This window comes from Gemmatimonas sp. (assembly GCF_036405635.1).
Classification (GTDB): domain Bacteria; phylum Gemmatimonadota; class Gemmatimonadetes; order Gemmatimonadales; family Gemmatimonadaceae; genus Gemmatimonas.
In genome coordinates, this window is record NZ_DASWXE010000214.1 from 26590 (window position 1) to 37302 (window position 10713).

General features: G+C 64.7%; 8 protein-coding genes and 1 pseudogene. 6 read left to right on the forward strand and 3 right to left on the reverse strand.

All coding sequences use genetic code 11. From position 1 onward, the window contains the following. The first annotated feature begins 1 nt into the window (after position 1). Positions 2–1342 (forward strand): hypothetical protein, encoded by a 1341-nt coding sequence (locus VGE27_RS16995; RefSeq protein ID WP_331050870.1) that lies wholly within the window; start codon positions 2–4, stop codon positions 1340–1342. A gap of 197 nt (positions 1343–1539) precedes the next feature. Further along, complete coding sequence (locus VGE27_RS17000; RefSeq protein ID WP_331050871.1) at positions 1540–1977, forward strand: hypothetical protein; 438 nt, start codon at positions 1540–1542, stop codon at positions 1975–1977. Positions 1978–2071: 94 nt separating this feature from the next. Here the strand turns inward: VGE27_RS17000 and VGE27_RS17005 are convergent, their stop codons facing one another. Then, positions 2072–3049, reverse strand: a complete 978-nt coding sequence (locus VGE27_RS17005; protein WP_331050872.1) for an aldolase/citrate lyase family protein — start codon at positions 3047–3049, stop codon at positions 2072–2074. A 316-nt stretch (positions 3050–3365) separates the two neighbouring features. On the opposite strand from VGE27_RS17005, the gene VGE27_RS17010 reads away from it, so the two are divergent. From VGE27_RS17010 to VGE27_RS17020, 3 genes are read left to right on the forward strand one after another with little or no spacing between them, the layout of a single operon-like run. Continuing rightward, positions 3366–5957, forward strand: a complete 2592-nt coding sequence (locus VGE27_RS17010; RefSeq protein WP_331050873.1) for a DUF1592 domain-containing protein — start codon at positions 3366–3368, stop codon at positions 5955–5957. A 58-nt stretch (positions 5958–6015) separates the two neighbouring features. Continuing rightward, on the forward strand, positions 6016–7383 hold the full coding sequence (locus VGE27_RS17015; protein WP_331050874.1) for a DUF1552 domain-containing protein: 1368 nt from the start codon (positions 6016–6018) through the stop codon (positions 7381–7383). Further along, positions 7376–9343 (forward strand): ankyrin repeat domain-containing protein, encoded by a 1968-nt coding sequence (locus VGE27_RS17020; protein ID WP_331050875.1) that lies wholly within the window; start codon positions 7376–7378, stop codon positions 9341–9343. The genes VGE27_RS17015 and VGE27_RS17020 overlap by 8 nt, the downstream gene beginning before the upstream one ends. Before the next feature lie 186 nt (positions 9344–9529). Here the strand turns inward: VGE27_RS17020 and VGE27_RS17025 are convergent, their stop codons facing one another. After that, positions 9530–9775: a zinc ribbon domain-containing protein gene (locus tag VGE27_RS17025; protein WP_331050876.1), complete on the reverse strand. Its 246-nt coding sequence runs from the start codon at positions 9773–9775 to the stop codon at positions 9530–9532. A gap of 54 nt (positions 9776–9829) precedes the next feature. On the opposite strand from VGE27_RS17025, the gene VGE27_RS17030 reads away from it, so the two are divergent. Beyond that, the gene (locus tag VGE27_RS17030) at positions 9830–10285 is read left to right on the forward strand and encodes a RidA family protein (RefSeq protein WP_331050877.1); all 456 of its coding nucleotides are present in this window, start codon (positions 9830–9832) and stop codon (positions 10283–10285) included. Positions 10286–10366: 81 nt separating this feature from the next. On the opposite strand, the pseudogene VGE27_RS17035 reads toward VGE27_RS17030, so the two are convergent. Next, a pseudogene (locus VGE27_RS17035) lies at positions 10367–10713 on the reverse strand (hypothetical protein); the annotation flags it as partial.

Below are 10713 nucleotides of genomic sequence, written 5' to 3' on the forward strand. Positions count from 1 at the left end.
GATGCCCATTTCCAAGAGGACGGGTCGAACCCTGCGACCCGTATTGGCTCTGCTTGCGCTGAGCGCATGCACGACCGACAGCCTGAACGTTTCGAATCCTGACCTCATCACGCCGGAAAGCCAGCAGAGCGCCGCTGGTGCTCAGGTGATCCGGAACGGTGCGGTGCAGGACTTCTATTCGTCCTATTCCGGCACGCAGGACGGCGTGATCATGATGTCGGGCGCGATGGCCGACGAAATCGAGGTCACCGACACCTTCGCCGATCGTCAGCGTGCCAACGAGCGCGCCACCGATCCGACGCTGGGTGGTGCCCAGAACACACTGTACCAGGGCCTGCACAAGGCACGCGTGGGACTCTCGAACGCGACCAAGTTCTGGAGCGAGTTCAAGGCCACGTCGAAGGATTCGCTGGCCGAGATCTACTCGCTCAAGGGCTTCTCGGAGAACTTCTTCGCCGAGTTGTACTGCGCGGGCGTGCCGTTCAGCTACGAGAATGCCGGTCAGCCCGTGTACGGCATGCCGCAGACGACGGTGCAGATGCTGAACGCAGCCGCTGCTTCGTTTGATACGGCACTGACCAACGCCACGTCGGCGAACCAGCGTGCGCTGGCATCCATTGGCAAGGCGCGTGTACTGCTCAACCTGGGTCAGTTCACGCAGGCGGCCGCGGCCGTGTCGGGCATTGCGACGAGCTTCAGCTATCGCACCTACCACACCACCAGCCGCACCGCGCAGCAGAACGGTATCTGGACCGGCACGGTGCCGGCCGGTACGCGCTACACGGTGTCGACCAACGAAGGCGGCAACGGCTACAACTTCCTGCAGACGCCGGCTGATCCACGCATGCCGTGGTTGCCGTCGACGCGTACGGGCTTCGATGGTCGTACCACGAACATGCCGACGCAGCAGAAGTATCCGGCCAACAACTCCTCGGCCGTGCTGGCCGATGGCGTTGAGGCGCGCCTGATCGAGCTCGAAGCCCAGCTTCGTCTCGACACGCAGGCTGGTCGTGATGCGGTGTTTGCGGGGCTGAACAACCTGCGTGCAACGGCCATCACGCCGGCCATGGCTGCGCTCGCCGGCTCGGCGCCGACGACGCAGGCCGCAGCGGTGGATCAGTTCTTCCGCGAGCGCGCCTCGTGGCTGTGGCTGACCGGCCACCGCCTCGGCGACATGCGCCGTCTGATCCGTCAGTACGGCCGCGCGGCGAACACGGTGTTCCCGGTTGGCACCGTGCGCACGCGTCCTGAAGTCACGTACGGCACGGACGTCAACTTCACGATCCCGTTCCGTGAGACGAACAACCCCAACTTCTCGGGCTGCCTCGATCGCAACCCCTAAGCTGGACTGATTGAACAAAGGGCCGCCGGAGCATTGCTCCGGCGGCCCTTTCTTTTTGTTTCGTTTCGGTGACGACGGTCACTGGTACAGTCAGCGATACCGAATAACGTCTGCCTGCCGCGACTCAATGGGTTTCGCGGAATGGCGGTGAATGGCCGCCGATTGTTGCGTTTCATTCTTCAGAAGGAGGTCTTACCATGCGTATGCCAAAGCTCGCTGCGCGTTGGGCCCGGTATTGTGTAGCTGGCGGCGCCATGCTGACGGGCGCCTATCTGTGGGGAGTGCCAGGATCGTTGAGCCATCCCGTCCCTGGCCCCGAGATTCAGGAAGCCAGTGTTGTTCCAGCCAATCGGCAGTCGCTTACGGTGCAAATGTTCGGCCCTGACGTGCTCGGGTTCTATTCCTCCTGCTCTTACCTGGCCATGCCGAGCGGGGGTACTCCACCGTACTCGTATGAATGGAAGCGCGATGGCGTCACGGTGAGTACAAGCGAGTGGTACACGATGCCCAGCGTGACCACGAGTGGATTCGGGCTGGCCGTCTACATCACGGACGCGGCCAGCGGCTTCACGTACGATTCGAAGTACGTGTTCTATGATCCCGATGATCGCAGCGGCAACTGCGGGCCCATCTGAGGTCCGCCGCGCCGGCTGACATAAAAGGCGGAGGTGACCCGACGAACGTGGTCACCTCCGCCTTCACGGTACTATGGCTCGACTGCGCGCTGAATCAGCGCCCGCCTGCCGCCCGCCCGAGATCAACCGCCTTGAAGCCCGGTTCGCCCCAGCCGATCACGAAGACGCTGAAGCCCTGTTTCATGCGCATCTCGATATCGGCAGCGCCAGCGGGATACCCGCACGGCACCTTGAACTCCTTGCACGCCGCGAGCACAGACTGGATCGAAGCTTCCCACGCCGCTTCGTCGAACTTGCGCTGACCGCTGGCATCGGTGGTGGTGAAGACGCCACGCAGCGTGCCCGCGCCCGGGAACAGCACGCCGACACCCGGCACGGCGGCGATTTCGCGCACCTTCGCCAGACCTTCCTTGCTCTCCACGATGGTGAACGTCACCAGCTCACCCTTCGGATTCAGCGGCCACAGATCGGCGCGCTCCTTGTACTCCTTCTCCGTCATACCCCAGCGTGCAGGGGCACCGCCGACGTCGTCAGAGCGCGTGCCGCCCTTGCTCTTGAAGCGCAGCGCCGCCACACCCTTCTTGAGTTCCTCGGCGCTCTGCACGTCAACGAACATGATGCCGCTCACACCTTCATTGAGCTGCTTGCCGATTCGGGCCGAGGCAACCGCCGGGTCAGGCGCGATTTCCGGGGTCTTCACGAACACCGGGTGCGTGAAGCGGGGCGCCTTGCCTTTCTGCAGCGAGCCGCCGGCGTCGAGCGCCTTGGCAAATTCCTGGAACGCCGGGAAGGACTGGTCGAAGTTGTACTCCATCGTGCCCTCGAAGATGTAGTCCAGCTTCTTGTAGGCCAGCGCTTCCTGTCCCAGCTCGGTCATGCTCTTGACCGGCCCAGTCGGCGCGGGCTGGCCGGGCCGAGCCCGCGGGTTGGCAGGCGCATAGAGACCGAAAACGGGCTTCTTGGCCGCCAGCAGGTCGATCACCGGGTTCAAACGGGCCTGGGCCGAGGCGGTGCCGGGCAGGGCACTCAGCGAAACAGCGGCAGCAGCGGCCAGCATCCAGCAGGGTCGCACAAGGTCCTCCGAGGTGGGGAAGGTGCGTTCCGCGGGACGAGGCGCCCGGGGACGACACGGAGAGGTGGGGCGGATGGTGCGGGGAAGGGTCCCAAAGCGCTCAAGGCGCCGTGAAAGCTTTACACCCCATCGACATCCATATGGCTCACAACGGCCACGGCAGCCAGAGCGCTGGACGAATTTTGTTTCAGAGGTTGAACGAAATTGTTGCGAGGTACGTAGATTGGTGTCAGCACTAAAGTTGTTTCCCGCCGAGTAGTGGCGCGCCTCCTGCCTGCGCCGCTTCGTCAACCCGCCTGAGCCTGGAGGTTCGGGGATGAAGTCGTTGGTTGCCGCTGGTTCCGGATGTCTGGTGTTGCTTGCCATCGCGTCGATTGATCGGCCTGCCGATCAGCGCGTTGATCGCACGCCCGCCGATGCCGCAACCGCGCCCACCGCGTCTGGTACGCCCGTCGTGCCCGCCGCGTATGATCGTTTTGTGGATGCCGTCACGGCGCCCACGTCTGCCAAGTCTGCCCGCACGGGCGGTCACCCGGTGCTGCGCCCAGGCGCCACCGTGATGACCAGCGCGGCACTCGATGCCGTCGTCAAGAAGAGCTGCGCCGGCTGTCACAGTGATTCGCGCAAGCAGGGCAACCTCTCGTTGTCCAACTTCGATCTGACCACCATTGGTCAGACGGCGCCCGATGTGGCCGAGAAGATGATCAACAAGCTGCGCACGGGGATGATGCCTCCCCCGGGGCGCGCCAAGCCTGCCGGCGACACGCTGCAGGTGTTGATGGAGACCCTTGAGCGCACCATGGACGCGCGCTATGCGGCGAACCCGAATCCGGGCTCGCGCGCATTTCAGCGTTTGAACCGCGCCGAGTACGAGCGCGCCGTGAAGGACCTGCTCGGTCTCGAGATCAAGTCCAGCTCATGGCTGCCGCTCGACACCAAGAGCGCCAATTTCGACAACATTGCGGACGTGCAGATGCCGTCGGCGACGCTGCTCGATTCGTACCTCGATGCGGCCAGCGAAATCAGCCGCCTCGCAGTGGGCGATCCGAAGGCGAACGTGTCGACCAGCACGTACAAGATCCCGCGTCTCGCTTCGCAGCTCGTCGAAGTGGACGGCGCGCCGGCCGGTACGCGTGGCGGTACGTCGGTGACGCACAACTTCCCGGCAGACGGTGAGTACGTGTTCACCGTGGCCCTGCACGCCATCCCGACGGGCCAGCTGTTCGCTTCCACCGCGCCGTTCGACGAGAAGATCGAAGTCGCCGTGAACGGTGAGCGCGTGGCGATCCTCGATATCGATCGTGGCATGTCGCAGGCCGATCCGCAGGGCATGGACATCCGCACCAAGCCCATCCCGGTGCGTGCCGGCCCGCAGCGTATCTCGGCCACCTTCCTTCGCACGTTCGAAGGACCGGTGAACGACAACATCACGCCGCTCGGCCACAGCATCGCCGACACGCAGATCGGCGCGCAGTCCGGCATCACGGTGCAGGCCCACATCCAGAACTTCGCGGTGACGGGCCCGTACAATCCGACCGGTGTGTCCGACACGCCGACGCGCCGCAAGATCTTCAGCTGCCGCCCGCTGGCCGCTACGGAAGCCCGTCCGTGCGCCGAGCGCATTGTGCAGCGCCTTGGCGCCCAGGCCTACCGTCGTCCGTTGACGGTGAGCGACACCAAGGGGCTGATGGCGTTCTACGATGAAGGCGCGAAGGAAGGCGGCTTCGAGCTTGGCGTGCGTCAGGCCCTCGAAGCGCTGCTCTCCAGCCCGCACTTCATCTTCCGTATCGAAGAAGTGCCGGCGACGGCCAAGGGCTCGGTCGCCGTGGCCGGTCTCGATCTCGCCTCGCGTCTCTCGTTCTTCATCTGGGGCGCGCCGCCCGATTCACAGCTGGTGGCCCTGGGCCGCAGCGGCCGTCTGCAGGACACGACGGTGCTGCTTGCGCAGACCAAGCGCTTGCTCAAGGATCCGCGCTCGAAGGCGCTGTCGACGCGCTTCGCGTCGCAGTGGCTGCGCCTGCAGGACGTGGAGCTGGTGCACCCCGATGCCAACCAGTACCCCGACTTCCGTGAGCAGCTGGCGCACGAGATGGTGGAGGAGACGGAGCTCTTCTTCAACTACATCGTTCGTGAAAACCGCAGCGTGCTCGATGTGTTCTCAGCGGACTACACGTTCCTGAACGAGTCGCTCGCCAAGCACTACGAGATTCCGGGTGTGGTGGGCACGAACTTCCGTAAGGTCACGTACCCCAAGGAATCCCACCGTGCCGGTATCATGGGTCATGGCAGCGTGCTGACGCTGACGTCGGTGGCCAACCGCACGTCGCCCGTGTTGCGCGGCAAGTGGGTCATGGAAGTGCTCATGGGTTCCCCGCCGCCGCCGCCGCCGCCGAACGTGCCTGACCTCGAGAAGACCGGCGAGGCCAAGGACGGCCGGATGCTCACCACGCGTGAGCGCATGGAAATGCACCGCGAGAACGTGTCGTGCAATTCGTGCCACCAGTTCATCGATCCGATCGGCCTCGCGCTCGACAACTTCGACGTGATGGGTCGCTGGCGTATCCGTGAAAACGGCACGCCGCTGGATACGCGTGGCGACTTCTATGACGGCACGAAGGTGTCGAGCCCGGGTGAACTGCAGGCTGCGCTGCTCAAGCGCCCTGTTCCGCTCATGCGCTCGTTCACGACGAACCTGATGGCGTACGCACTGGGCCGCCGCGTCGAATACGCGGACGCGCCGGCGGTGCGCAAGATCGAGGTGGCGGCACGCGCTTCGAACTACAAGATGCAGGACTTCATCTTCGGTGTGGTGAAGAGCGATGCGTTCCGCAAGCGGAGCCTTGTCGCCGAAGCCACGCCGGCCAAGCACGAAACCATCCCCGCGCCGGCTGACAGCCGGACTCGCTGATTCGCTCGACTTTCAACAGACTCGGAGACACAGCATGTATTTCTTGAGCGGAAAGGCGATGCCCCGCCGCCAGTTCCTGCAGGGGATGAGCGCCACGATTGCGCTGCCGTACCTCGACGCGATGATCCCGGTGGGTCGTCGTGGCCTGTTCGACGCAAAGGAGGCCCCGCGCCTCGTTGCGATCGAAATGGTGCACGGTGCGGCCGGCTGCAACGAATGGGGCGCCAAGCAGAATCTGTGGTCGCCCGCCGCGGCCGGCAGCAAGTACGATCTCTCGCCGACGGCGCTGAACTCGCTGGAGAGCTACCGCGACTACCTCACGATCATCAGCAACACGGATGTGCGTGAAGCGGAACCGACGTCGCCGAATGAAATCGGTGGTGACCACTTCCGTTCGAGCGCGGTGTACCTGACGCACATGCACCCGAAGCAGACGGAAGGCTCGGATGTGCGCGTAGGTACGTCGCTCGACCAGATGTATGCCCAGCGCTTCGGCCAGAACACGCCGATCCCGTCGATGCAGCTGTGCATCGAGAACGTGGACCAGGCGGGTGGCTGTGCCTACGGCTATGCCTGCGTGTACACGGACTCCATCTCGTGGGCGTCGCCCAACGAGCCGCTTCCGGTCATCCGCGATCCGCGCGTGGCGTTCGAAAAGCTGTTCGGTGTCGGTGGCACGTCGGCCGAGCGCGCGGAACGTCGCCGCACGCGCCGCAGCATTCTCGATTTCATCTCGGGCGAAATGTCGGGCCTCAAGGCCACGCTCGGACCGGAAGACAAGCACCGCCTCGATCGCTACCTCACGGACATCCGTGAAGTGGAGCGTCGTATTCAGCGCGTCGAAGCCCGCAACACGAGCGGCGAAGTGCGTGAACTGCCCGAGGCGCCGGCCGGCGTGCCCGATTCGTTCGCGGATCACGTCAAGCTGATGTTCGACATCCAGGCGCTGGCCTTCGCGGCCGATATCACGCGCGTGTTCTCGTTCAAGATGGGTCGCGACGGTTCGAGCCGTACGTACCCGGAGAGCGGCACGGACAAGCCGTTCCACCCGGCGTCGCACCATGGCGGCACGGAGCGTGGCGTGCGTGACTTCAACACGATCAACAAGTACCACGTGTCGATGCTGCCGTACTTCCTGGACAAGCTGAAGAGCATCCAGGAAGGCGAATCGAACATGCTGGACAAGACGATGATCCTGTACGGCTCGCCGATGGGTGACTCGAACCTGCACAACCACCGCCGTTGCCCGCTCATCGTGATGGGCAAGGCGGAGAACCGCTTGACGGGCAACCTGCACATCAAGGCGGCGGATGGCACGCCGATGGCCAACGCGATGCTGAGCATGATGCATACGCTGGGCATGGATGACATGGCCTCGTTCGGCGACAGCAACGGTGTCCTCAACCTCAACAGCGCCAATGCCTAAGAGCACGCAGCAGACGCCGCGCGCGCCCCAGTGGCGCGCGTCGCGGGTTGCGCTGGGCGCGGCAGCGTGCATCGCCACGCTGTCGCTTGGGGCAGCTCGCGAAAATCCTGCCGAAACGCCCGTCGCCGATGCGGTCATGCGCGGCGACAGCTCGCGTGTGCGGGCGCTGATCAAGCAGGGCATGGATGTCAACGCCGCGCAGCCCGACGGCATGTCGGCACTGCACTGGGCGGCGCAGCGCGGTGACGCAGGCGCAGCGCAGATGCTGGTGTATGCAGGCGCGCGCGTCGACGCGGTCACGCGTAACGGCAACTACACGCCACTGCATCTGGCGGCCCGTGGCGGCCGGTCGGGTGTGGTGAAGATCCTGCTGCAGAACGGTGCCAGCACCACGGCTGCGACCACGTCGGGTGGCGCTACTGCGCTGCACTTCGCGGCGGGCAATGGTGACTCGGCCAGCGTCGCGGCGTTGCTCGACAAGGGCTCCGTCGTGGATGTCCGGGAAAGCGCCTGGGGCCAGACGCCGCTGATGTGGGCGGCGGCCTACAACCGCGTCGCGGCGATCGATCTGCTGCTCAAGCGCGGTGCGGGCATCGAAGCGGCCTCGAAGATCGACGATGTGCCGAAGCAGGAACGTGAGCTGCGCGCCGAGATGGCGATTCGCACGCGTCGTGTGGCGGCGCTCAAGGCGGCTGAGTCGCCGATGGCGCCGACGACGGTGACGCCGAACATCACGCCGGCTGCACCTGGGGCTCCGGCGGCTGCCGCACCTGCGGCTCCGGCGGCGGCGCCGGCCTCGGCGGCGCCGGCACGCGGTGAAGCCCGTGGGGCTCAGCAGGCCAACGCGGCGGCACCTGCCGCTCCGGCGGGTCGCGGGGCTCCGGGCGCTCCGGCGGCTGGTGGTGCGGCGGGGGATTCGCCGGCTACGCGCGCGGCCACGGGCTTCCAGCAGCGTGGTCCGTCCTACGGTGACCTGATCGGCAACAAGGGCGGCCTGACGCCGCTGCTGTTCGCGGTGCGTGAGGGCAACGATGAAGCGGTCACGCATTTGCTGGCCGCCGGCGCGCAGATCAACCACGTCAGCGAGGGCGATCACACCAGCCCGCTGCTGATGGCCATCGTGAATGGTCGCTTCGACATGGCCAAGATGCTGATGTCGAAGGGCGCGGATGTGAAGCTGCAGAGCGATGCCGGTGCGGCGCCGCTGTATGCGGTGATCAACACGCAGTGGGCGCCAAAGTCGTTGTATCCGCAGCCGACCGCGCAGATGCAGCAGAAGACGACGCACCTCGAGCTGATGGAGTCGATGCTCAAGGCCGGCGCTGATCCGAACGTGCGCCTCAAGAAGCACCTGTGGTTCATGTCGTACAACTTCGACCTGCTCGGCGTGAACACGGTGGGCGCCACGGCGTTCTGGCGTGCGGCGTACGGCCTCGATGTGCCGGCGATGAAGCTGCTCGTGCAGTACGGCGCGGATCCGAACATCCCGACCATCAAGCCGACCGGCCGCCTGCCGGGTGACGACGCGCCGGAAGAAGGTGGCGCGGGCGCCGATCCGTCAGGCCTCCCGCCGGTGCCGGATGGTGGCCCTGGTGTGTATGCCATTCACGCCGCGTCGGGAGTGGGCTACGGCGAAGGCTACGCCGCCAATGCGCACCGCCACGCGCCAGAGGCGTGGATGTCGTCGGTGAAGTACCTGATCGAGGAGCTCAAGATGGATCCCAATCAGCGCGACTTCAACGGCTACAACCCGCTGCACCATGCGGCGGCACGTGGCGACAACGAACTGATCGAGTACCTGCTCAGCAAGGGCACGGACATCAACGCGATCAGCCGTCGTGGTCAGACCACGGCCGACATGGCGAACGGTCCCGTGCAGCGCATTCCTCCCTTCCTCGAGACGCTGGATCTGCTCGTGAAGAAGGGCGCCAAGAACAGCAACAAGTGCAAGTCCTGCTGATCTTCGCGGTGCGATGAAAGACAAAGCCCGGTGCATATTGCATCGGGCTTTGTTGTTTCGGCGACGCAAAAGCGGGAGAACACAGATGTCACTGATCAAAAAACAAAAACACAGATACCGCTGTTTGTGGTATCTGTGCTTTTGTAGTGACTATCTGCGGTCTCTGTGTTCTTCCCGCTGTCCCGGTCAGTCGTCGTGGCTGAGCTCGTACTGACGCTGGGCGTGCATGCGCTCCTGGCCCTGCGCCTTGTCGCGGCGCTTGGCAGCGGCCAGCGCCTTGCCATGCGTGCCGGATGTCTTGATGGCGGGTACAGAGAGCAGCTTCTCCACCGTGGCGGCGCCGCAGGCCGGGCAGGCGGGCAGCACGTCGTTCCGTACGAGCGCATCGAACGTGTGCTCGCAGGAGGTGCAGACGAAGTCGAACATCGGCATATTGACGTCTCCCGTAGAAGGACCTGAATCCCGGATCGAAATCGGAGGATAGTGATGCTGTGCACGCGACGTTCCACCCTGACCCTGATGACACTCGCGATGTCGCTGGTGGCTGCTTCGACCCTCAGCGCACAGGCGAACCCCGCGCGTCAGGTGGTGGTCGGCGAAGGACAGCGTGTGAGTGCTACGCTCTCCCCCGGTATCCGCGTTGGCAACATGATCTTCGCGTCGGGGCAGTTGGGCACCTCCCCGAACGATACCACCATTGCCGGGCAGACGACCCGGTCGCTGGAGAATACCGAAAAGGTGTTCAAGGCGGCGGGCACGACACTCGCCAACGCCGTGAAGTGCACGGTCTTCCTGACCGATGTGAAGGACTTTCAGGGCATGAACGGGGCGTACACGAAGTTCTTCCCGAGCAACCCGCCGGCCCGTTCGACGGTCGTCGTGGCGGCGCTGGTGGTGCCGAACGCGAAGGTGGAAATCGAGTGCCAGGGCATGATTCCCTGAGTGCCTGCACACACAAACGGGGCGGACATCATCGCGATGTCCGCCCCGTTTTGCTTTCTGCCTGTCAGGTCAGTGAGTCGGTCAGCGTGCTGCCGGCCAGACCGTGCCCTGACTGCCCCGCTTGACGGCCCCAATGCCCTTGTAGGCGAACTTCTGGAGGCGCTTGCCCTCGTAGGTCTCCGTCGTGTAGATGTTGCCCTTGGAGTCGGTAGCGATGCTGTGCACGGCGAAGAACTGCCCCGGCTGGCGACCACCGTCGCCGAACCATGTGAGGATCTCGAGCGACTGCCGGTCCATCACGTACACCCGCTCGTTCTTGCCGTCGGCCAAGTAGAGGTACTTCTGTGCCGCGTCGCGGGAGAAGGCGATGTCCCACACCGAGCCATCGCCACGGGTGTTGGGAGCCACGCGCACCTCCTTCACGAAGC

Coding starts and splice junctions, on each gene's coding strand:
- VGE27_RS17020 (WP_331050875.1), top strand. CDS start 7,376: ATGCCTAAGAGCACGCAGCAGACGCCGCGCGCGCCCCAGTGGCGCGCG.
- VGE27_RS17025 (WP_331050876.1), bottom strand. CDS start 9,775: ATGCCGATGTTCGACTTCGTCTGCACCTCCTGCGAGCACACGTTCGAT.
- VGE27_RS17010 (WP_331050873.1), top strand. CDS start 3,366: ATGAAGTCGTTGGTTGCCGCTGGTTCCGGATGTCTGGTGTTGCTTGCC.
- VGE27_RS17000 (WP_331050871.1), top strand. CDS start 1,540: ATGCGTATGCCAAAGCTCGCTGCGCGTTGGGCCCGGTATTGTGTAGCT.
- VGE27_RS16995 (WP_331050870.1), top strand. CDS start 2: ATGCCCATTTCCAAGAGGACGGGTCGAACCCTGCGACCCGTATTGGCT.
- VGE27_RS17030 (WP_331050877.1), top strand. CDS start 9,830: ATGCTGTGCACGCGACGTTCCACCCTGACCCTGATGACACTCGCGATG.
- VGE27_RS17015 (WP_331050874.1), top strand. CDS start 6,016: ATGCCCCGCCGCCAGTTCCTGCAGGGGATGAGCGCCACGATTGCGCTG.